The 21,456-nt window shown below is 67.5% G+C and carries 21 protein-coding genes and 1 pseudogene; 13 read left to right on the forward strand and 9 right to left on the reverse strand.

Going from position 1 to position 21,456, the window contains the following annotated elements; genetic code table 11:
• Positions 1–1,154: hypothetical protein (locus VFG33_RS22085; protein WP_325054820.1), on the reverse strand; the 1,154-nt coding region annotated here is incomplete at its 3' end.
• A 265-nt stretch (positions 1,155–1,419) separates the two neighbouring features.
• Here VFG33_RS22085 and VFG33_RS22090 point away from each other — a divergent pair.
• The 5 genes from VFG33_RS22090 (at position 1,420) to egtD (ending at position 6,650) form a co-directional block, all read left to right on the forward strand.
• On the forward strand, positions 1,420–2,079 hold the full coding sequence (locus VFG33_RS22090) for a (2Fe-2S)-binding protein (protein WP_325054821.1): 660 nt from the start codon (positions 1,420–1,422) through the stop codon (positions 2,077–2,079).
• A 263-nt stretch (positions 2,080–2,342) separates the two neighbouring features.
• Entirely contained in the window at positions 2,343–3,569 is a 1,227-nt protein-coding gene (locus tag VFG33_RS22095; protein WP_325054822.1) for a glutamate-cysteine ligase family protein, read from the forward strand.
• Positions 3,566–4,900 (forward strand): ergothioneine biosynthesis protein EgtB, encoded by a 1,335-nt coding sequence (egtB, locus tag VFG33_RS22100; protein ID WP_325054823.1) that lies wholly within the window; start codon positions 3,566–3,568, stop codon positions 4,898–4,900. Before VFG33_RS22095 ends, egtB begins: the two co-directional genes overlap by 4 nt.
• Positions 4,900–5,658 (forward strand): ergothioneine biosynthesis protein EgtC, encoded by a 759-nt coding sequence (gene egtC / locus VFG33_RS22105; protein ID WP_325054824.1) that lies wholly within the window; start codon positions 4,900–4,902, stop codon positions 5,656–5,658. The genes egtB and egtC overlap by 1 nt, the downstream gene beginning before the upstream one ends.
• Positions 5,655–6,650, forward strand: coding sequence for an L-histidine N(alpha)-methyltransferase (gene egtD / locus VFG33_RS22110; RefSeq protein WP_524538146.1), 996 nt, complete (start codon positions 5,655–5,657; stop codon positions 6,648–6,650). Before egtC ends, egtD begins: the two co-directional genes overlap by 4 nt.
• Before the next feature lie 128 nt (positions 6,651–6,778).
• Here egtD and VFG33_RS22115 read toward each other — a convergent pair whose 3' ends face one another.
• The 5 genes and pseudogenes from VFG33_RS22115 to VFG33_RS22135 all read right to left on the reverse strand — a co-directional run bounded on the left by VFG33_RS22115 (position 6,779) and on the right by VFG33_RS22135 (position 10,801).
• Positions 6,779–7,012 (reverse strand): PhzF family phenazine biosynthesis protein, encoded by a 234-nt coding sequence (locus tag VFG33_RS22115; RefSeq protein WP_325054825.1) that lies wholly within the window; start codon positions 7,010–7,012, stop codon positions 6,779–6,781.
• A gap of 109 nt (positions 7,013–7,121) precedes the next feature.
• A pseudogene (locus VFG33_RS22120) lies at positions 7,122–7,643 on the reverse strand (PhzF family protein); the annotation flags it as partial.
• Between the two features lie 41 nt (positions 7,644–7,684).
• Positions 7,685–8,983: an ABC transporter substrate-binding protein gene (locus VFG33_RS22125; RefSeq protein WP_325054826.1), complete on the reverse strand. Its 1,299-nt coding sequence runs from the start codon at positions 8,981–8,983 to the stop codon at positions 7,685–7,687.
• A gap of 11 nt (positions 8,984–8,994) precedes the next feature.
• Positions 8,995–9,918, reverse strand: coding sequence for a carbohydrate ABC transporter permease (locus VFG33_RS22130; RefSeq protein WP_325054827.1), 924 nt, complete (start codon positions 9,916–9,918; stop codon positions 8,995–8,997).
• A complete protein-coding gene (locus VFG33_RS22135) occupies positions 9,899–10,801 on the reverse strand; it encodes a carbohydrate ABC transporter permease (protein ID WP_325054828.1) in 903 nt (300 codons plus the stop codon). The genes VFG33_RS22130 and VFG33_RS22135 overlap by 20 nt, the downstream gene beginning before the upstream one ends.
• A gap of 277 nt (positions 10,802–11,078) precedes the next feature.
• Between VFG33_RS22135 and VFG33_RS22140 the strand changes: the two genes are divergently transcribed.
• Positions 11,079–12,059 carry a LacI family DNA-binding transcriptional regulator gene (locus VFG33_RS22140; protein ID WP_325054829.1) on the forward strand — a complete coding sequence of 327 codons (981 nt, stop codon included), beginning with the start codon at positions 11,079–11,081 and terminating at the stop codon, positions 12,057–12,059.
• A gap of 65 nt (positions 12,060–12,124) precedes the next feature.
• Here VFG33_RS22140 and VFG33_RS22145 read toward each other — a convergent pair whose 3' ends face one another.
• Positions 12,125–12,733, reverse strand: a complete 609-nt coding sequence (locus VFG33_RS22145; RefSeq protein WP_325054830.1) for an HIT family protein — start codon at positions 12,731–12,733, stop codon at positions 12,125–12,127.
• Positions 12,734–12,790: 57 nt separating this feature from the next.
• On the opposite strand from VFG33_RS22145, the gene VFG33_RS22150 reads away from it, so the two are divergent.
• On the forward strand, positions 12,791–13,234 hold the full coding sequence (locus tag VFG33_RS22150; protein ID WP_325054831.1) for a cupin domain-containing protein: 444 nt from the start codon (positions 12,791–12,793) through the stop codon (positions 13,232–13,234).
• Positions 13,235–13,293: 59 nt separating this feature from the next.
• Here VFG33_RS22150 and VFG33_RS22155 read toward each other — a convergent pair whose 3' ends face one another.
• On the reverse strand, positions 13,294–14,124 hold the full coding sequence (locus VFG33_RS22155) for an LLM class F420-dependent oxidoreductase (protein WP_325054832.1): 831 nt from the start codon (positions 14,122–14,124) through the stop codon (positions 13,294–13,296).
• A 186-nt stretch (positions 14,125–14,310) separates the two neighbouring features.
• Positions 14,311–15,060, reverse strand: coding sequence for a phosphotransferase (locus tag VFG33_RS22160; RefSeq protein ID WP_325054833.1), 750 nt, complete (start codon positions 15,058–15,060; stop codon positions 14,311–14,313).
• A 388-nt stretch (positions 15,061–15,448) separates the two neighbouring features.
• On the opposite strand from VFG33_RS22160, the gene ald reads away from it, so the two are divergent.
• From ald to VFG33_RS22190, 6 genes are all read left to right on the forward strand, one after another.
• Entirely contained in the window at positions 15,449–16,564 is a 1,116-nt protein-coding gene (gene ald, locus VFG33_RS22165) for an alanine dehydrogenase (RefSeq protein WP_325054834.1), read from the forward strand.
• Positions 16,561–17,502 (forward strand): site-specific tyrosine recombinase XerD, encoded by a 942-nt coding sequence (xerD, locus tag VFG33_RS22170; RefSeq protein ID WP_325054839.1) that lies wholly within the window; start codon positions 16,561–16,563, stop codon positions 17,500–17,502. Before ald ends, xerD begins: the two co-directional genes overlap by 4 nt.
• Positions 17,503–17,512: 10 nt before the next feature.
• Positions 17,513–18,769 carry a low temperature requirement protein A gene (locus tag VFG33_RS22175; RefSeq protein ID WP_325054835.1) on the forward strand — a complete coding sequence of 419 codons (1,257 nt, stop codon included), beginning with the start codon at positions 17,513–17,515 and terminating at the stop codon, positions 18,767–18,769.
• Positions 18,770–19,189: 420 nt separating this feature from the next.
• Entirely contained in the window at positions 19,190–20,065 is an 876-nt protein-coding gene (locus tag VFG33_RS22180; protein ID WP_325054840.1) for a ParA family protein, read from the forward strand.
• A complete protein-coding gene (locus VFG33_RS22185) occupies positions 20,050–20,430 on the forward strand; it encodes a hypothetical protein (RefSeq protein WP_325054836.1) in 381 nt (126 codons plus the stop codon). Before VFG33_RS22180 ends, VFG33_RS22185 begins: the two co-directional genes overlap by 16 nt.
• A gap of 7 nt (positions 20,431–20,437) precedes the next feature.
• Positions 20,438–21,442, forward strand: a complete 1,005-nt coding sequence (locus tag VFG33_RS22190; protein WP_325054837.1) for a segregation and condensation protein A — start codon at positions 20,438–20,440, stop codon at positions 21,440–21,442.
• Positions 21,443–21,456: the final 14 nt, after the last annotated feature.

Genomic DNA, 21,456 nt, shown 5'->3' on the forward strand with positions numbered 1-21,456 from the left:
TGGTTGTCGTTCGGAACCACGTGATATGTCGACTGAACCGTCGCGGCAGTCAGATTGCATGCCGCGTCGCTGCGGTAGTTCGACGGCGCCGGCAAGGGGGTTCCACCGCCGAACCCTGCCTTGGTCCAGTCATAGACACCGGTGATCGGTGCTCGGCGGTTGTCCGAGGTCGCCCAGAGGTTCTTGATGGCCGGACCGGGCTCCTCATCCACCGGGGGAGCAACCCTGAACTCCGGCATCTCACCGACCGTGAAGACCGCGGTCACGTCCTTCGTGGCACCGGTTCCGGTGTTGACCACCCAACGAGCCTTCAGTTTGTGCTGACCGTTGCTCGTCGTCACCGTGAACTGGTGCGGCGGCGCAGTGCTCTTACCGATGTAGCTGTCGTCCAGCAACCAGGTCACATCACCGGCTACGCCCACCGGATTCGACAGTAGAGCCGTGAAGGGTGAGTTCACCTTGCCCGCGTGCAGCGGAGTACCGCCAGAGGACAGGAACGGGCCGTCCTGCACCGTCGCGGTCGCTACCAACTGCTTGGCCTGCTGGTTGGCAGGGTCGGTCCACGTGGCCTTCACCTGATGCGAACCCGCGCTGGTGGTGATGGTCGCCTGGAACGGCGACGACGTGTCCTTGACGACCTGGGCGCCGTCCAGGAAGAACGTGACACCGCCGGCGATGGAGGTCGGCACTCCTGCGAGATCTGCAATGAACGGTGAATTGACTGTTGCGCCCTGCAGCGGCGAACCACCCGACATCAGCGTCGGCTCGGTCTGCACCGCACCCACTGTGAAGTTGGAGAAGGTCTCGGCAGTCGCACCCGTCGTTGGATTGACGACCCATCTCGCCTTGAGTTTGTGCGCGCCGGCCGTATACGTCCGGGTAAAGGAGTGTGGCGCAGTCTGGGTCTTGGCCGCATACGAATCGTCGACCAGCCAGGTCACCTCGCCGGTCACATCCGCTGCGTCGGAGAGATCCGCCTTGAAGGTCGTCGGTTGGGTCGACCCCGCCAACGGGACCCCTGCGACGGTCAGGGTCGGAGTGCCGGCAGCCGCCGCTGTCGGCGCGACTTTGACAAGCCCTGACACCAACAGGGCGGCTGCCAGCACCATCGCCAGGAGCCGGAACGGCGCATGCGAACGCAACTGAGCCAACACGATGGATCCCCCTTGAAATGTTCCCCTGATCTGCACCCCCGAGGTGCACCGTCCGACTGCTCGACGGCGCCAACAGACTGTGGGTGACGCCAGCGCTCGACGAGGGGTAACTCACCGAAACGGAGAAATTGCAGGAAGTTGCAATTCCGCACGTGAACAATTCGGGTCAAGGCGGAGACAAGTTCGTTAATCGCTGGACTTGAAGGCCGATGAGGCCTAGTGGCAGCGAGTGCTCCGGCCAGGTGGCGGATCGTAGGGTGGGCGTATGACGTACAGCGCGAGCCGCCTTGTGGGGTTGCTTGAGGGGGAGGTTTCGTGGCTGTCGTTTCGTACGGCGGATGTGGTGCCTGGGGCGGAGTGGATCTCGTGTGCGGAGTTGTTGGCGGATCAGCGGGGTGGGGGCGATCCGACGTACGGGTGGCGGAAGTCACTGTTGGACGACTACGGCAAGGAGTACGGGATCGAGGCGCCGGTGCAGGTCGCGGCGATGTTCGTGCTGATGTGGTACGTCTCGGTGCCGTCGATCGTTGCGGGGCTGGCTACGGCGTTGACCGGTGTTTCGCCGGAGGTGTCGCCGGAGGCGTTGGCGTTCCGACGGCATCCGACGGCGCACTACCCGGTTGAGGTCGCGCTGCTGTCCGACAAGGTGATCTCGCTGGATGAAGCGGTCGCGCAAGTGGGGACGCATACGCGGGCCTTCACGGACAGCTATCGGCCTGGGGTGCGGATGAGTTCGCGGCAGCGGCTGGGGGCGGTCGATGACGAGCTGCGGGCGGCGATGCGGATGCCCGAGGAGGCGCCGTACGCGAAAGAGGCGGCGGAGGCGTTCGGGGTTGGGCTTGATCAGGAGGTGCGGACCTCCTGCTGTTTCGTCTACGCGCTGCCCAACGTCAAGCCCTGCGCCGGTTGTCCCCGCGTCCGCTGAGCAACGGCTTCGGCGTCCGCTGAGGAACGGTTTCGCTCAGAGCGCAACCACCCCAAGCCGTGGCCGTCCGGCCCTCAGCAAGCGGTCCGGCTGCGGGAAATCTCCCGTCCGGCCGGAGCGCGGAATATTGTCGGTGCCGCCCGGCACTATGTCGATCATGATTTCGACACAGTGTTGGACGGCGGCGATCCCGGCAGACACGTCATCGGGGGGTAACCCGCTATCGGTTGTCCGTACCCGAGGCCGCGGTTAGGTTCGCTGACGTGACCGCGTCCGGTGAGTTTCCGGCGACGACTCCGATCGGCTCCCGGGCCGATGCGGAGGGTTACGTCGCGATGGTCTGTTTCAAGCACGGTCCTCCGTTGCTGCACGGCGTCGAACTGGAATGGACGGTGCATCACGCGGACGATCCGCACCGGCCTCTCGATGCCGCTCACCTCAGTCAAGCCCTGGGCGTGCACGCGCCCCCCACCCTGGTTCGAGGCAGCCCGCAACTGCCGCTCGGCCGGGGTTCTCTGGTCACCGTGGAGCCGGGTGGCCAGGTAGAGATCTCAGGCCCCGCCTCGGCCTCCGTGCCTAGGTTGATCGAAGACACCGCCGCCGACGCGGCCGAGCTCACCTCCCTTCTTCACGACGCCGGTCTGGCGCCGGGCGACCACGGCCTGGACGCGTTCCGGCCGCCGCGCCGGCTCCTGACCGTCCCCCGCTATGCCGCGATGGAGCGAGCTTTCGAGCAGCTCGGTCCGCACGGGCCGCGGATGATGTGCAGCACTGCCGGACTGCAGGTCTGCCTGGACGCCGGAGAGGCGGACCAGACCGCCCTGCGCTGGCGAGCGCTGCACGATTTCGGGCCCGCGCTGGTGGCGCTGTTCGCGAACTCCCGCCGAAGAACCGGCAACGACACCGGCTGGGCCTCCGCCCGGACGGAAGCCACCTTCGGCACCTGCGCACCGTTTACGGAACCACCGCCGCTGGACGGCAACCCAGCCGAGACCTGGGCCCGTACTGCGATGGACGCACCCGTGCTCTGTCTCCGTCGAGGCGACAACTGGGACGCCCCGGCCGGTCTCACCTTCGGGGCGTGGGCGGATGGCGCCCTGCCCGACGACAGACCGACGTACGAGGATCTCGACTATCACCTGTCCACCTTGTTCCCGCCGGTCCGGCCGCGCGGGTATCTCGAAGTGCGCTACCTGGACGCTCAGCAGGGGGACGGGTGGATCGAGCCGACCCTGCTGCTGATCGCGCTGATGTCCGACCCCGCGCTGGTCGACCAGGCCGTCGCTGCCGCGGAGCCGGCCGCCGGGCGCTGGTTCCCGGCCGCGCGGGAAGGCCTGGAGGACAAGCTCGTTCTGCAGGCCGCCCGTGAGCTGGTGGACCTGGGCACTGGAGCTCTGAGCCGCACCGGCGTCGATCAGGATCTGATCGACGAGGTCGGCAACCGCCTGCACTGCATCGTCGACGACACCCACAGAAGGCGAGCATCATGAACCACCAACTGTCCGACCTCACCGCCGAGGGCCTGCGTGCCTTCGTCGCCGAGCAGCTCGAGCGGTCCCGTTCGCGGACCGTCCAGCTGACCGATGCGGTCGACACCGACGACCTGGTCCGCCAGCACTCCCGACTGATGTCGCCACTGGTCTGGGACTACGCGCACATCGGCAACCAGGAGGAGCTCTGGCTGGTCCGTGACGTCGGCGGCCGCGAGCCCGTCCGGCAGGACATCGACGAGCTGTACGACGCGTTCATGCACGCCCGCGCGGATCGTCCGGCGCTGCCGCTGCTCGGGCCTTCCGAGACCCGGGCCTACGTGGTCGAGGTGCGGGACAAGGTCCTCGACGTGCTCGACCACGTGAACCTCAGTGGTGGTCGCGAGCTGGTCGACAACGGGTTCGCGTTCGGCATGATCGTGCAGCACGAGCAGCAGCACGACGAGACCATGCTTGCCACGCATCAGCTCCGCACCGGAGTACCGGTGCTCGACGCCCCGGCTCCACCTGGCGGGCGGCGGCTGGCCAAAGCCGAGGTGCTCGTGCCGGGCGGGGAGTTCGTGATGGGCACCTCGACGGAGCCCTGGGCGCTCGACAACGAACGACCGGCGCATCCGGTTCGCGTCGCGCCGTACGTGATCGACACCGTGCCGGTGAGCAACGGGGACTATCTGAGGTTCGTCACGGGTGGCGGGTATGACGACGCGCGGTGGTGGTCGGAGGCGGGCTGGGCGCATGTCCAGAAGGCCTCGCTGGTCGCGCCGCGGTTCTGGGAACTTGTCGACGGCAACTGGATGCGGACGCGGTTCGGGCATCGGGAGTTGCTGCCGCTGGACGAGCCGGTGATGCATGTCTGCTTCTACGAGGCCGAGGCGTATGCGGCCTGGGCGGGCAAGCGGCTGCCGACCGAGGAGGAGTGGGAGATGGCCGCGCGGTTCGACCCTGCGACCGGGCGAACGCGGCGATTCCCCTGGGGCGATGAGAGTCCCGGTCCGCAGCATGCGAACCTCGGCCAGCGTCACCTCCGGCCGGCACCGATCGGCGCGTATCCGGCCGGCGCTTCGCCGCTCGGGGTGGAGCAGTTGATCGGCGACATCTGGGAGTGGACCAGCAGCGACTTCAAGCCGTACCCGGGCTTCCGCGCCTTCCCGTACGACGAGTACTCGCTGGTGTTCTTCGGCAACGACTACAAGATGCTGCGCGGCGGCTCGTTCGGGACCGACGAGGTGGTGGCGCGCAGTACCTTCCGGAACTGGGACTACCCGATCCGGCGCCAGATCTTCGCCGGCTTCCGCTGCGCCCGCGATCCACTTCCGTCGGAGCTCGCCTGATGTGCCGGCATCTGGCCTACCTCGGCCCGCCGGTCTCGCTGGCGTCGCTCGCGCTGGAGCCGTCGCACTCGCTGTATCGGCAGAGTTGGGCGCCGGCGGACATGCGCGGTGGTGGGTCGGTCAACGCTGACGGGTTCGGCATCGGTTGGTACGTGGACGGTTCGCCGGTCCGCTATCGGCGGAGTGTGCCGATCTGGGCCGACGAGTCGCTGCCGGGGTTGGCTGGCTCTGTGCGATCCGGTGCCGTGCTGGCCGCAGTACGGAACGGCACGGTCGGTTCGCCGTTGAACGAGTCGGCTGTCGCGCCCTTCGTGCGGGACCAGTGGTTGTTCAGTCACAACGGGCTGGTCAGCGGCTGGCCCGGCTCGGTCTCCAAACTCGCCGAAGCGCTCCCGGTCAACGAACTCCTCACCCTCGACGCCCCGATGGACTCCGCGCTGCTCTGGGCCCTGATCCAGGACCGCCTGTACTCCGGTGCGTCGGCCGCCGAGGCGGTCGCGTCGGCACTCCGCGACGTGGCTGCCGCGGCGCCCGAATCACGTCTCAACGTCCTGCTGACCGATGGCGAGCAGATCGTCGCGACGGCGTGGACGCATTCCCTGTGGTACCGCCGTACGGCGGATTCCGTCGCAGTCAGTTCCGAGCCCTGGACGATCGAGAACCCGGTCGCCGAAGGCTGGCAGGAAGTACCGAACGGATCGTTGCTACTAGCAACATCCACGACTCTTGCGATCACCCCGATGGAAGGACGACAGTGACAGCGCTGAACCCACCCCACCGCCCCGGTCAGTTGATCGACATTCATCTCACCCCGGACTACGTTTCCCGCGCGCTGCGGGAGGATGCCCGGGCGGGGCTGACCGCGGAGCCGAAGTGGCTGGCGCCGAAGTGGTTCTACGATGCCCGCGGGAGTGACCTCTTCGAGCAGATCACCCGGCTGCCGGAGTATTACCCGACCCGCGCCGAGCGGGAGATCCTCGACGCGCGCTCCGGCGAGATCGCGGAGCTGACCAAGGCCCGGACGCTGGTCGAGCTCGGGTCCGGTTCGTCGGAGAAGACCCGGCTGCTGCTGAACGGACTGCGCGACCACGGCACGCTGACGACCTTCGTGCCGCTGGACGTGTCGGAGTCGGCTCTGCGGGATGCCGCCAAGGCGATCAACGCGGACTATCCGGATCTCGTGGTCCATGGTGTGGTCGGGGACTTCACGGCACACCTGGACAAGTTGCCTGGAGACGCGCCACGGGTGGTCGCGTTCCTCGGCGGCACCATCGGGAACCTGTTGCCCGACGAGCGCGAGGACTTCTACAAGTCGGTGCGCGACGTGCTGGAACCGGGGGAGTGGTTGTTGCTCGGCACCGATCTGGTGAAGGACCCGGCCACGCTCGTGGCGGCGTACGACGACAGCGCGGGGGTGACGGCGGAGTTCAACCGCAACGTCCTGCGGGTGCTCAACCGGCAGCTCGGCGCGGACTTCGATGTGGACGCCTTCAGTCACGTGGCGATCTGGGACGCCGAGAACGAGTGGATCGAGATGCACCTGCGCGCCGATCGCGCGATGCGGGTCCTGATCCCGGAGATCGGCCTGGAGGTCGACTTCGCCGAGGGCGAGGAGCTCAGCACCGAGATCTCCGCCAAGTTCCACCGGCACGTGGTGGAGGCCGAGCTCGACAAGGCCGGCTTCACCAACGGCGCCTGGTGGACGGACACCGAGGCTCGCTTCGCTCTCTCCCTCTGGCAAGCCGTCTAACCCGCAGCGGCTCCTCCGTCGCCTTCCACTGCGTTGCGTCCGAAGGACCGAGGGTCCTGCCCCACGGCCCTTCGGACGCAAGGGGTCGGTCTGGCCTCCCACCTCAGCCGTCGCATCAGGTCGGCCCTTCAGATCAGGGCGGTGCCTTGGAAGAGGGTGTTCGTGGAACCACCGACCCAGACGGTTCCTTCGGGCTCGGCGGTGATCGTGATGTCGCCGGCCCGCGCCAAGCGGCGCCCCTGTGAGACGCGGTAGCCAGCTGCCGATGCTCCGGTGCGGATGAGCCATTGCGCGACCCCGGCGTTCATGCTGCCGCAGATCGGATCTTCGGGAATGCCGGCTCCGGGTGCGAAGGTGCGCATTTCGTACGCGTGCCGGCGAGCCGTCCGGGTGGGCGCCGATCGCGCCGATCATCGCGTTCGGGAGCTGCGAGAAATCCGGTTCCAGATCGAGTACTTCTTGGGCCGTCGCCAGTCTGACGACGGCCCAGCCGGGTCCGTTGTCCACCCACTGGTGATCGACCACGTGGCTGCGGTGGATGCCGAGCGCCGTGACGATCTGCTCCAGGTACTCCTCTTCGATTTCGCCGCTGCGGAGAGTGGGTGGCGCGGCGAAGAACAGTGCTTGTTGCCAGCTGCGCACTTCGATCAGGCCCGCGGCGCATTCCTGCACGACCTGGTCCTTGCGTGAACCGCTGTGGTGGAGCCAAGCGTGTGCGGTACCGAGCGTGGGATGCCCGGCGAACGGCAGTTCGCCGCCCGGCGTGAAGATCTGTACGCGGTAGTCCGCCTCCGGCGTGGTGGGCGGCAGCACGAACGTCGTCTCCGACAGGTTCGTCCACCGGGCCACCCGCTGCATGCTGTCGCCGTCGAGATCCTCGGCGTCGAGGATCACGGCGAGCGGGTTGCCGAGGTAAGGGGTGGCAGAGAACACGTCGACCTGGGCGAACGGGCGCATGCGCATGCGGAATCCTTTCAGCTGAACCGGCGTCATCCTTGTCCGGCAAGCATCCGGGCGCAACTCAGCGCGGGGGGTCAGCCGGCCTGTTTGATCAGGTCGTTGATCTTGGTGACGTAGGTCTGCAGTTCGGAGACGGGCTTCTTGCCGCTGAGGATCGGCTGGTAGTAGGCCGTGGTCAGGTCGGCGACCTGGGAGGCCCACTGGGTGGTGAAGCGGACGCCGACCGTCTTCTCGGTGGCGAGGTCGGCCTTCACCGTGTCGACGACCGTCGTCTGACCAGCCTTGGTCAGTGCGTTGAAGTAGCTCTCCTGCGCGGGCGTGTACGCCGGGGGAGCGACCGGCGAGGCCGGCAGCACCGCGTCCCACACCTTGGTGTTGAGGTACTCGAGCACCTTGTACGTCGCGTCCTCGCTGGCCGTGTACTCCGGGGTGCAGATGCCGACCGAGTCGTACAGAGTGGTCGGTGTGGTCACCTGCGGGAACGGCACGAACCCGTACCTGATCTTCGGCTTGTCGGTCTGGAACCCAGCCGCGAGCCACTGCCCGCCGAACAGCATCGGCACCTTGCCGCCGGAGAACAACGCCGGCGCGTTCGCCGCGTCGTACCCGGGTGGGGCGACCGCGCCGGACTTGATCGCGTCGACCAACTTGCCGACGCCCTCGGTGAACTTGCCGTCCGCCTCGGCCTTGGTCGGGTGGTTCACGTTGTCCGTGAACGGCGCGCCGCCCGCGGACACGGAGTACAGGCTCATCGTGAACGGCGCGTCCGGCGACGTGAGCTGGTCCGCCACCAGGCCGTACTTCGCTCCGCCCTTGTTCGCGAGTTTGCCGGCCGCGGCGTACATGTCGTCCCAGGTCCAGCCGGCCTTCGGCTCGGCCAGGCCGACGGCCTTGAACGCGTCGGCGTTGTACCAGACGCCGTAGGTGTTCATCAGCGACGGGAGGCCGCCCATCAGGCCGTCGGCGGTCTTCCAGTTCTCCATCGCCGACGGTACGAAGCTGTCGGCCTTGAAGGCGCCGGAGCCGTCGGTGATCCGCTTGGACCAATCGACCAGCAGTCCCTGCGAGGTGTACTGCTGCTCGGTGTCGTTGCCGCACCAGAACAGGTCCGGCAGCTTCTTCGCCTGAGTCAGCGAGGCGAGCTTGTCGCCGTATCCACCACCCGGGGTGTCGATCCGCTTCACGGTGATCTTGTCGTCCTTGAATCCGGCCAGAGCCTTGTCGATCGCGGCGTTCGTCTCGGGCGACTCCCACGTCATCACCGTCACGGTGACCGGGCCGTCCGCGTCACCGCCGGAGTCCGATCCGCCGCAGGCCGTTGCCGTCAGCAACCCCGCGCAGGCCAGGGTGGTACCGATGATCTTCGTCTTCACTGCTGTGCTCCTCACTTCTGAGTGGTGCTGCCGAGCGAGCCGAGGCCCTGGATGAAGTAGCGCTGCGCGACGAAGAAGATGATCAGTGGCGGCAGCATGTAGAGCAGGTTGGCGGCCATGTAGTAACTCCAGTTCGGTGTCTGCCCGGCGAACGGCGAGATGAACGACGCCATCCCGACCGACAGCGGCCACTTCTCCGCGGAGTACAGGTAGACCAGTGGGTTGAGGAAGTCGTTCCAGGAGGCCTGGAAGGCGAGGATCGCCATCGTGATCCAGGCCGGCCGGGTCAGCGGCAGCATCACCTGGGTGAAGATCCGGAAGTGCCCGGCGCCGTCGATCTTCGCCGCCTCGTCGATCGAGTACGGGATGGCGAGGAAGTACTGCCGGGCCAGGAAGATGAACAGCGGATTGCCACCGAAGAAGGCCGGCACGATCAGTGGCAACCAGGTGTCGTACCAGCCGATGCTCTTGTAGAGCTGGAACAACGGGATCAGCCCGACCACACCGGGCAGCAGCATGCTGCCGACGAACAGGTAGAACCACACCTTCCGGCCGGGGAACCGCAGCCGCGCCAGCGCGTAGCCGGCCATCATCGCGGTCAGCACCCCGCCGAGCACGCTCAGCGCGGTGATGATGCCGGAGTTGAGCAGCAACCGCGGGAAGTGGATCGCCTCAGGCCCGTCGATGAAGTTGCTCCAGTTGAAGTCCCGGGGGAGCAACCGCGGCGGCAGTTCGAACACCGTGCTCCGGCTCTTCAGCGCGATCGTGATCATCCACAACAGCGGGACCACCATCACCGAACTGATGAACAACGCGGTCACGTACCAGGACGCAGTACGGACCGGTCGCCTGCCCTTACTGCCCGCGCTGCCTGTACTGCGTCGGCCGGCACTGCCTGTACTGCGTTCGCCGGGGTCAGTCTGGAGTGTTGTCACTGTAGGTCCAGAGGGAGGAGAACCGCGCGGTCAGGGCGATCACGGCGATGATGAGAATGAACGGCACCCACACCTGGGCCGAGGCGTAGCCGAGCTGCGGGACCCGGCCGAGGTTGGAGAAGCCGTTCTTGTAGATCGACAGCATCAGCACGTTGGTGCTGAAGCCGGGGCCGCCGTCGGTGAGGATCTTGGGCTGGTTGAACGTCTGCAGCGCGGCGGTCGTCTGCAGGATCACCTGCAGCAGCATGATCGGGCTGATCATCGGCATGGTGATCCGGAAGAACACCGACGCCGGACCGGCGCCGTCCACTCTGGCCGCTTCGTACAGCTCGGTCGGCACTGCCTGGAGTGCGGCCAGGAAGATGATCATCGTGCTGCCGACGCCCCACAACATCACGATCACGATGGAGGGCATCGACATCGACGGGCTGGCGAGCCAGGAACTGGTCGGCAGGTGCAGCTTGTCGAGGATGGTGTTCATCAGACCCACCTGGGGGTTCAGGATGAACTTCCAGAGGGTGATGGTGGCGATCGCGGGCAGCACCACCGGGAGGTAGGCGAGCGTCCGGACGATCCGCACCCCGGCGAAGCGCTGGTTGCAGAACATCGCCAGGCCGAGGCCGAGGGCGAGGGACAGCGGGACGTACAGCACGACCAGGTAGCCGGTGGCGCGCAGCGACGGCCAGAACGCGGGGTCGACGGTGAACAGCCGGCGGAAGTTGTCTAGGCCGATGAAGACCGGGTCGGTCAGGCCGTTGTACTTGGTCAGCGCCAGGTAGAACGAGCGGATCAGCGGATACACCACGAAGACGGTGAAGCCGAGGATCGCCGGGGCGATGAAGAGGTAGGCGGCGCGGACGTCGGAACCGGCGTTCCGGCTCATGCCACCTTTGTTGCCGCGGGCAATGGATCGCCGGGCCGACCGTCCGCGTCGGGGAGAGGTGGTGTCACCAGCATCACCCGGTCCGCGGGGTGGCGCGTTCACCGTCATGGTCGTGGTCCCGGGGGAGGTGCAGCGAGCCGGACGTCACGATTCATCCTGCCTCCTGGACGGTAACGTTTCCAACACTTACTGTCGGGTGACGATGCCGTGTCGTGAGAGGGAAGTCAACCCTGTGTCCGAAACGTTTCCAAAGCAAGTTGAGTCCAGCCGTCCGACGATGATCGACGTGGCGAAGCGGGCCGGTGTCGGGCTCGGCACGGTGTCGCGCGTGGTCAACGGCGGGGCGGGAGTGCGCGAGCACACCGCGAGCCGGGTCCGGGCCGCGATCGACGAGCTCGGCTTCCAGCGCAACGAGGTCGCCCGGGCACTCCGGCCGGGCAAGAAGTCGTCCAGCCTGGCGCTGGTGCTCGGCGATCTGACCAACCCGTTCTACGCGACGATCGCGAAGGCGTCCCTCGAGGTCGCGGGGCAGTCGGGGTTCGCGGTGGTGCTGGGAAGTGTGGACGAGGATCCGGAGGGGGAGAAGCGGGCGATCCGGGAGTTGGTCGGGCGGCAGGTCGCCGGGCTGATGATCGTGCCGGACCAGGGGGATCATTCGTTCCTGGCGGGTGCCGGGGTGCCGGTGGTGTTCGTGGACCGGCCGGCGCACGGGATCGAGGCCGACATCGTGATGGTGGACAACGAGGGGGGTGGGAAGCTCGCGACGGATCACCTGCTGCAGCAGGGGCATCGGCGGATCGCGATCCTGCTGGCGCCCTCGTACTACACGACCGGCCGTCGGCTCCGCGGGTACCGGCGGGCGCATCGCGCTGCCGAGGTCGAGGTGGATGAAGGTCTCGTCGTGCAGTTGCCGGAAGGTACTGCCGAGGCGGCTGAGAAAGCAACGCGAGAGTTGATGCATCGGCCGGACCCGCCAACTGCTCTCTTCGCGTCGACCAACTTCGTTGCCGAGGGCGTACTTCGCGCCCTGCGCGAGGTAGATCGTCAACCAGCTGTGGTCGGCTTCGACGATTTCCGAATGGCGGACATGTTGCCGACACCCGTCACGGTCGTCGCTTCAGACACAGCTGAATTAGGTCGCACCGCCGCCCGCCTACTACTTTCTCGAGCCTCAACCCAAGACTCCCGCCCACCCCAACGGATAGTCCTCCCTTGCGCCCTAATCCAACGAGGCTCGGGCGAACGCCCTCCGGAGTGAAAGGGAAGGAAAGCGGAGGGGGAGGGGTGCGCCCTCCTTCGAGGAGATTCAGTCGCCGGGGTGGGTTAGAGGGCCTTTCCGGAGTGTTCTGTTAGGGCCGTGGCGAGGGTTTGGGTGTTGGTGCGGAACTCTTCGGTGGGGACTGGGGGGAGGAGGGATTCCCAGAATTGGAGGCTGGGGCCTCGGAGTTGCATCTGGCCGAGGGGGCGGGCGAAAAACCAGAGGTGGAAGTGTTCGCTGCCGTCGCCGTAGCGGCTGAGGTGGGTCCTGCCGACGCCTTCGATGCGGCGGATTGCGGCTGACATGCGCTGGATCATCGGACCGAGGTCGGCCGCGAGTTCGGGCGGCAGGTTGTCGAGGCGGTAGTGCTCGCGCGAGATCAGCAGCGCGACCATCGGTACTCCGGCCGGCTCCATCCCGGCGAGAACGGACCACTTGTCGTCCCGCCAGATGACGAACTCGTCCCGCGCCGCCGGCGAACCAGGGGTCGGGCAGTTCGGACACGGCTTACCGCCCGGTTCGCCCGCGCGAGGTGGTTCCGGGAGTACCGGCTCTTCCAGCGGCCGGACCTGGAGGGCGCCGTCGAAGGGGAAGAACGGGTTGCCCACCAGCGGATCGGCCGGCACGCGTTCGCCGTACGGGAGTCTCTGGTGGTAGGGCGACGGGACGCTCATACCCCGAACTCTGCCCAACACCCGAAGAGATCGCCAGTGGGTTATACGGTTCTCGGCATGGCGACTGACGAGGTGAAGCGGCCGGCGTTGGCCGAGGCGTTGGATCTTGCGGCGCATCCCGAGGGCGGCTGGTTCCGGGAGACCTGGCGGTCCCCAGTCACCTTCCAGCCCGAGGGGTACGACGGCGAGCGGGCCAGCGCGACGGCGATCTACTTCCTGCTGGCGCCGGGCGAGGAATCCCGCTGGCACAGGGTGCGCTCGACCGAGATCTGGCTCTGGCACTCGGGCGGAACCCTCACCCTCGAGCTCGGCGGCACCGGCGACGACCCGGTAACGCAAGAGGTGATCACCCTCGGTCCGGACGTCACCGCCGGCCAGCACCCGCAGGCCGTAGTACCGGCGGGTGCGTGGCAGGCAGCGCGTCCGGCCCAGGACGAACCCGTCCTGGTCTCCTGCATCGTCTCCCCAGGCTTTGACTTCACCGACTTCACCCTGCTGTAGACGCACAACGTCCGAAGAACCTTGCGCTATAACCCAAGGTTCTTCGGACGCAAGCGGGTCTAGAGGAGGACGGTTGCCAGGGCTTCGTAGCCGGGGAGGAGGTCGGGGCCTTCCTTGCCTAGTTGCTGGATGACGACCTGGTCGGCACCAGCTTCGAGGTGGGCGTTCAGGCCCTCGGCGATCTCGACCGCGGTGCCGTGCAGTACGAGCGCGTCGACCAGCCGATCGCTGCCGCCGTCCGCGATGTCATGGTCGGTGAACCCGAGCCGCTTGAGGTTGCTCGTGTAGTTGCTGAGTTGCAGATAGCTCGCGAGGTAGTCCCGCGCGACCGTGCGCGCGATCCCGTCATCCGTCTCGAGCACCACCTTCTGCTCCGGCGCGAGGAGCAGGTCGGCGCCGAGGATCTCGCGAGCCTGCCGGGTGTGGTCCGGCGTCGTCAGATAGGGGAGCGCGCCACCCGTCCGGGCCGCCGACAGCCTGAGCACCCGCGGCCCGAGCGCGGCGAGGAACCGGCGGTCCACCGGGACCTTTCCTTCGTCCAGCGCGTCCAGGTAGTCGACGATCGTCTCGTACGGCGTCTTGTACTCGCCGGTCTGTTCCCGGTGCCCGATGCCGACCCCGAGCAGGAACCGCCCGGGGTGGTCCGCCTCGAGCCGGTGGTAGGACTCGGCGACCGCGCCGGCCTCCGACTTCCACATGTTCACGATGCTGGTACCGACCTCTACCGAACTCGTCGCCGCCAGCAGCACTTCGGCGTCCCGCAGGTCCGCCGTCGGCGACCCCCCGAGCCAGATCGCGCCGTAGCCGAGTTGCTCGATCCCGGCTGCCAGCTCGGGACCCCATTTGTACGCCTGGTGCCAGACCCCGAACCGTCCCAGATCGACCGCCACGTCGTGCTCCTCTCGTCAACATTCCCGACTGGGGCAACCCTGGGCGGAGAGTGGCCATTCCCGTGACAGGACCAGCCTGCCTGACCCGCAGGCGCGGCCGTCAACGATGGTTGCGTGAACAACCAGTTGAACCGCTCCCTCTGCCAGGGTGAACCAGTGCGCAAAATCACCGACCGTGCCGAGCCATCACAGGTGGGCGGCGATCTCCGGGATGCGGCGTTCGAGGGCGGCTGAGCGGGTCAACGAGTTCTCCGGTTCGCCGACCTTGGCGAGGTTGAGCATGCCGGGGTCGCCGGCCAGTTGGCCCGCGCGGATCACCCGGGCCGATCGCCGGGCCCGTCCCGGTGCGCCCTTCAGGATCTGCAGTGCGGTGAGGCCTCCGCCGTACGCGGCAGCCATCAAGCGCAACCGCCTTGCCTGGTACGCCGGGTCGAGCGGAACCGCGAGTGGCACGGTGTTCCACGCGGTGAACGCGATGTCGTCGAGCGGGACCCCCGGGCCGGCCATGTCCCAGTCGATCACCCCGCTGAACCCGGACTCGTCGCCGATCCAGTTGTAGTACCCGAAGTCGTGCATGCAGACGATCTCGTCGGGCCCGAGCTCTCCCTGACTGGTCCGCCACACCAGCAGCCCGGACGGCCGGTACGACGCGACCACGCGGTGGTACTCCGCGAGCCACCTCATCGCGTCTTCAAGTACTTCGTCAGGCACCTGCTCGCAGTATGCCTCGCCCGGCAGGTAGTCGAGGATCTCCCGGCCCCGATCGTCGAACCCGAGCACGCGCGGTACGCCGGGCAGTCCCGCAGCCGCCAGGTGGTTCAGCAGACCGTGCACCGCCGGCGTCCACGGACCGGTCGGGCGGCGGACGGTGTCACCCACCCGTACCGCGCCGCCGACGTTGCCGCCGGGGAGGGCGATCTCCGTTGCGTCGTTCATGGTTCAACCTCTCGCTCGGTGAAGGGGTACGCAAGGACCACTGCCGGGGTGGGAAAAGGTGCCCGAACGGGCGAAGGAAAAGATTGCGCAAAGGCGAGCGAAAAGATTGGGCAAAGAATGCCGGGCACGTCATCACGGGGCCAACCTCACGGGGCGCCGCGGCGTCTGACAGGAGTGTAACCGTTCCGCAGGGCAACGGTTCCGCGAGTCGGTGCAGGACAAGACCAACCGGTCGGGTGGTATGACCTACGCAGGCTTACACTCGGCAGCGACCTGGCGTTGCAACCAACCCCTCGAAACGCCCGGGCCGCGGACCACAACGACGTGAGCCGCAGGCGGCGTGGACGCTACTCCGCGTCGTCACCTGGAAACGGAAGAAGGGCAAGTTGTGAAGGTCGGAGTTCCGAAGGAAGTCAAGAACCACGAGTACCGGGTGGCGATCACCCCGGCCGGGGTGCACGAACTCGCGCGCAACGGGCACGAGGTTCTGATCGAGCAGGGGGCCGGGAGTGGTTCGCTGCTCACCGACGAGGAGTTCGTTGCCGCCGGCGCGCGGATCGTGCCCACGGCCGACGACGTCTGGGCCGAGGCCGAGCTGGTGCTGAAGGTGAAGGAGCCGGTGGAGGAGGAGTATCACCGGATGCGCCGGGACCAGGTGCTGTTCACCTACCTGCACCTGGCCGCGAGCCCCGAGACCACTGCCGCGCTGACGAAGTCCGGGATCACCGGAATCGCCTACGAGACGGTCCAGCTCCCGGACGGGACGCTGCCGCTGCTGGCCCCGATGAGCGAGGTCGCCGGGCGGCTGGCCCCGCAGGCGGGTGCGTACCACCTGATGGCGAACGGTGGCGGCCGCGGCGTCCTGATGGGTGGCGTCTCCGGCGTGCACTCGGCCCGGGTGGTCGTGATCGGTGCCGGCGTCGCCGGAATGAACGCGGCGGCGATCGCGCTCGGCATGCAGGCCGAGGTACAGCTGTTCGACCGCAACATCGCCCGGCTCCGCGACGCCGACCGGACCTACCAGGGCCACCTGCGCACGGTCGCGTCGAACGTGTTCGAGATCGAACGCGCGGTGCTCGAGGCCGATCTGGTGATCGGTGCAGTACTGGTCACCGGGGCGCGGGCGCCGAAGCTGGTCAGCAACGAACTGGTGTCGCGGATGAAGCCGGGCAGCGTGCTCGTCGACATCGCGATCGACCAGGGCGGCTGCTTCGAGGACTCGCATCCGACCACGCACGCGGACCCGGTCTACCGGGTGCACAACTCGCTGTTCTACTGCGTCGCGAACATGCCCGGTGCGGTGCCGAACACCTCGACGTACGCGCTCACCAACGTGACGCTCCCGTACGCCGTGGAGCTGGCGAACCTCGGCTGGCGCGAGGCGCTGAAGCGGGACCACAGTCTCGCGCTCGGCCTGAACACGTTCGACGGTCAAGTCACCTACGGCCCGGTCGCGGAAGCGCACGACCTGGATCAGCTGAAGCTCGACGAGGTGCTGGTCTGAGCGGCGACATCAGTAGGTCGGTCAGCGCGTATCTCGATCACCTCCTGGTCGAGCGCGGGCTGGCCGCGAACACCCTGGCGTCGTACCGCCGCGACCTGCGCCGGTACGACGCCTACTTGGGGGCCGCGGGCATCGACAGTCTGGGCCGGATCTCCGAGGCCGTGGTGGGTGCCTTCCTGATGCACCTGCGCGAAGGGAATGCGGATCACCCGCCGCTGACTGCTTCGAGTGCGGGGCGCACCGTCGTCGCAGTCCGTGGGTTCCACAAGTTCCTCTTACGGGAAGGGCTGACGGCGGTGGATCCGGCCAGCGCGGTGAAACCACCGGCGCCGCCGCAACGGTTGCCCAAGGCACTGTCCGTCGACGAGGTGACCAGGATCCTGACGGCTGCGGCCGGCGCCGAGGCGGAGCCCGCAGTACTGGCGACGCGGGATGCCGCGCTGCTCGAGTTCTTGTATGGAACGGGCGCTCGCATCTCCGAGGCGGTCGGGCTCGATGTGGACGAGGTCGACCTCGAGACGGGGACGGTGCTGCTCCGCGGCAAGGGCAGCAAGGAGCGCGTCGTCCCGGTCGGCTCCTACGCCCGCGACGCGCTGTCGGCGTACCAGGTCCGCGGCCGCCCAGATCTCGTACGCCGGGGTCGCGGGACGCCGGCGCTCTTCCTCAACGCCCGCGGCGGCAGGTTGTCCCGCCAGAGCGCCTGGACCGTACTACGCCGAGCCGCGGAGCGAGCGGGGATCGCCAAGGAGATCTCACCGCATACGTTGCGCCACTCCTTCGCCACCCACCTGCTGGACGGTGGAGCCGACGTCCGCGTCGTTCAGGAACTCCTCGGCCACGCCTCTGTCACCACCACCCAGGTCTACACCCTCGTCACCGTCGAAAAACTCCGCGAGGTCTACGCGACCAGCCACCCCAGGGCACTCACCAAGTCCTAGGGTGTCCGTCGTGGCGGATGAACCGGGGAGTGCGGAAGAGCGGCATGCGAGTTGGCTGGAGTTGTTCTTCGATCTGACGGTGGTCGCGGCGGCGGCTCAGATCGCCCATCGCCTGCACACCGCCGACAGCATCGGCCAGGTGGCTGCCTGTGGAGCGATGTTCTACGCCGTGTGGAGCGTCTGGACCACGACGAGCGTCTACGCCAACGTCGCCGGCGAGCGGATCCGCCAGCGGGCGGTGCTGCGCACCATGCTCGGCATCGCGATCATGGCCGCGTCCGTTCCAGGGGTCTGGCCCGAACTGTTGCCCGGCGCCCACGAAGGGGTTCCCGACGGGCGGACCGCCGTCTTCGTCAGCGCCTTCCTGATCTGCCGGGTCATCGCCTCGCGGTCGGCCGCCAGGGATGGTCAGGTGATCACCTTCTGGCCGGCCACCCAGAGCATCATGGCCGCACCCTGGATCGCCTCCCTGTTCGTCCCTCCTACGGTCGCCTACTGGCTGTGGGGGGTGGCCATCGCGACCGACATCGCCTTCTCGATGGTCGGCGCCCGCAACCCTGACGCGATCGACCAGATGACCGAGTCGGCCCGGCGCCGCCAGGAGCAGCAGGATCGCCGGCTGGCCCGCAGGATCGCCCGGCTGATCGAGGGCGGCGTCTCGCCGAATCGCATCCCCGCCCAGCAGACGACCTTGCTGTCCGTGGCGCAGGTCGAACGCGGGCATCTGGACGAGCGGTTGGGGTTGTTCGTGATCATCGTGCTGGGCGAAGCGCTGGCCCAGGTGGTCGCGGCGAACACCGAAGAAGTCTGGACACCCGCGGTGATCGCGTCGTCGCTGGCGGCCTTCCTGCTGCTGGTGCAGCTGTGGAAACTGACCACCCTGTACGGGTTCAGCCCGGCACCGCGGACCACCGCACCCCTCGAACCGTGGCAGGCGTTGCCGGCCCATCTCGGCGTCACCGCTTCGATCGTCGTCATCGCTGCCGGCTTCGGTGCGCTCATCCCTGAAGCGGTGGAGCACCTGCACACGAAGGATCGATGGTTCATCTTCGGCGGGCTGGCTTTGTACTTCCTGACCAGCATCCTCGCCGGACTGGCCGGGCGTGCGCCGCTGAAGTGGTTCCTCGGCTGGGCGTTGCCGTGTCTGGTAGTCAGCGCAGCACTGGGTGTGTTCGGGCATCCACTGCCTGCTTGGTCGCTGGCGTTGCTGGCCTATTTGGTTCCTGCTTGGTTCGCGACCTACAACCGGCTCGTGAAGAAACCCTGACGACCCGCCGGAACCCGGTGTACGCCGTACTGGGGACGGTGTGCAATCATTCCGTCACGGATGGTCACCCGGGCGGGGTGATCAGCCCTGTCCGGAACGTCGACCGCAAACCACCCGACCCTGCTGCGGAGTGGCTGGTTGAGAGTGCTTGAATGCACGCTTACAGTCGCTGGGATCGCCCGTATCGGTTGAAAGGTTTGACGAGTCATGAACGAGTCGACATTCCCGGGCACCCAGCACCTGTCGTCTTCGACGGAACCGATGTCGTCGACCCATGAACCGGCGCCCGCCACGCCCGTGACACCAGCACAGCCACCAGCACCTACGCCATCGCCGGCCCCAGCGCCGACGAGGGCCGTCACCCCACCCAGCAACTATGCGGAGATGCCCAGGCCGACGGCCAAGCTGACCGCGGAGGACATGGCACCTGTGAGTGACCCGCACGGCCCGAAGAACAAGATCGGGCCGACCGGACGGCCGCTTCCGAATCTCCCGGAGGTGCTGCCGCCGACCAAGCGCGGGCCGGCGCAGGTGATCGCGATGTGTAACCAGAAGGGTGGCGTCGGCAAGACCACGACGACCATCAACCTGGGCGCCGCGATCGCCGAGACCGGGCGCAAGGTGCTGCTGATCGACTTCGACCCGCAGGGCTCGGCCTCGATCGGTCTGGGCGTGCAGCCGCACGACCTGGAGATCTCGGTCTACAACCTGCTGATGCAGCGCGACATCACCCCGGACGAGGTGATCAGGCCGACCAGGGTGGAGAACCTCGACCTCCTGCCGGCCAACATCGACCTGTCCGCGGCCGAGGTGCAGCTGGTCCAGGAGGTCGCCCGGGAGTACACGCTGCAGCGGGTGCTGGAGCCGATCATCCCGCTGTACGACGTGATCCTGATCGACTGCGCTCCGTCACTGGGCCTGCTCACGGTGAACGCGCTGACCGCGTCGAACGGCATCGTGGTGCCGCTGGAGTGCGAGTTCTTCGCGCTCCGCGGGCTGGCGATGCTGACCGACACGATCGGCAAGGTGCAGGACCGGCTGAACCCGAAGCTGGAGATCGTCGGGATCCTCGGCACCATGTTCGACGGCCGGACCACGCATGCCCGGGAGGTCCTCGACCGGGTGGTGCAGGCCTTCGACGAACGCGTTTTCCACACCGTCATCCGGCGTACCGTCAAGTTCCCCGAGACCACGGTCGTCGGCGAGCCGATCACGACGTACGCGCCCTCGTCCCAAGCGGCCCACCAGTACCGCGACCTTGCCAAGGAGGTGCTGGCGCGTTGTCCCGCCGGGTGAGCCTGCCGGGTGCCAGCGAGCTGTTCGGGGGTGCGGCACCGAAGCAGACCAGACCCGAGAAGCGCACAGCCACTGACGGATCCGGGCTCGCTGAGCGGCCCGGCAACGACGGACGGTCACGGACCGCCGTCGTCGACGACCGCAAGTCCAGTGGCAGGATCCGGCACGACACGAAGATCACCGTGTACGTGACGGAGGAAGAGCTGCTCGGACTCGAACAGACCAGGCTCGCGCTGCGGGCCGAGCACGGCCTGACCGCGGACCGCGGCCGGATCGTGCGCGAGGCGATCGACGTATTACTGGCCGATTTTGTCGACCACGGTCCCGACTCGGTGCTGGTGCAGCGGCTCCGGGCGGCGGAGTAACCCCGTCATGAGCGATGCCCCATCCTCCGAACTGCCGATCGAAGACCTGCCTGGCGCTGCTGGTACCGGTGACACCGCCGGTACTGCGGACGCCGAGGTCCCGGTAGTCGCGGAGGACAAGGGCTTCAGCGTTCACCTGGTCAACTTCGAGGGTCCGTTCGACCTGCTGCTGCAGTTGATCAGCAAGCACAAGCTCGACATCACCGAGATCGCGCTCTCGGTGATCACCGACGACTTCATCGCGCACATCAAGGCGCTGGGGTCGGAGTGGGACCTGGATCAGACCTCGGAGTTCCTGCTGATCGCGGCGACGCTGCTGGATCTGAAGGCGGCCCGGCTGCTGCCGCAGGGCGACGTCGAGGACGCCGAGGATCTGGCGCTGCTGGAGGCGCGGGACCTGTTGTTCGCGCGGCTGCTGCAGTACCGCGCGTTCAAGCAGATCGCGGCGTTGATGCAGCACCGGATGGCGGAAGAGGCCAAGCGCTTCCCGCGGGCGGTGGGGATGGAGCCGCGGTTCGCGGATCTGCTGCCTGAGGTGCTGCTCGGGGTGGATCCGGCCGGGCTTGCGGCGCTGGCGGCCGCGGCGATGGCGCGCAAGGACGCAGTACCGGAGGGCGTGTCGCTGGCTCACCTGCATGCGCCGACGGTGACGGTTCGCGAGCAGGCGCTGGTGATCGTCGATCGCCTGCGCAGACAACGCAGTACTACATTCCGCGCGCTGGTGGCGGATTCGCCGGACACGGTGACGACGGTGTGCCGGTTCCTGGCGCTGCTGGAGTTGTTCCGGGAGGCGGCGGTGATGTTCGACCAGGTGACGCCGCTGGGGGAGCTGACGATTCGCTGGACCGGTACCGACGACGGCGAGATCGACGTCAGCGACGAGTTCGACGAGGTGCCGAAGCCGGAGTCCGAGGAAGGCGAGGCGCCGGTGGTGCCCGACGACCCGCCAGACTTCCTCGAGCCAGGCGACCCGGCGACTGAAGACGGCCCGAACGAGACGGTGAACCAGTGACCGAACAACAAACC

It is taken from the genome of Kribbella sp. (genome assembly GCF_035687465.1).
Lineage (GTDB): Bacteria > Actinomycetota > Actinomycetes > Propionibacteriales > Kribbellaceae > Kribbella.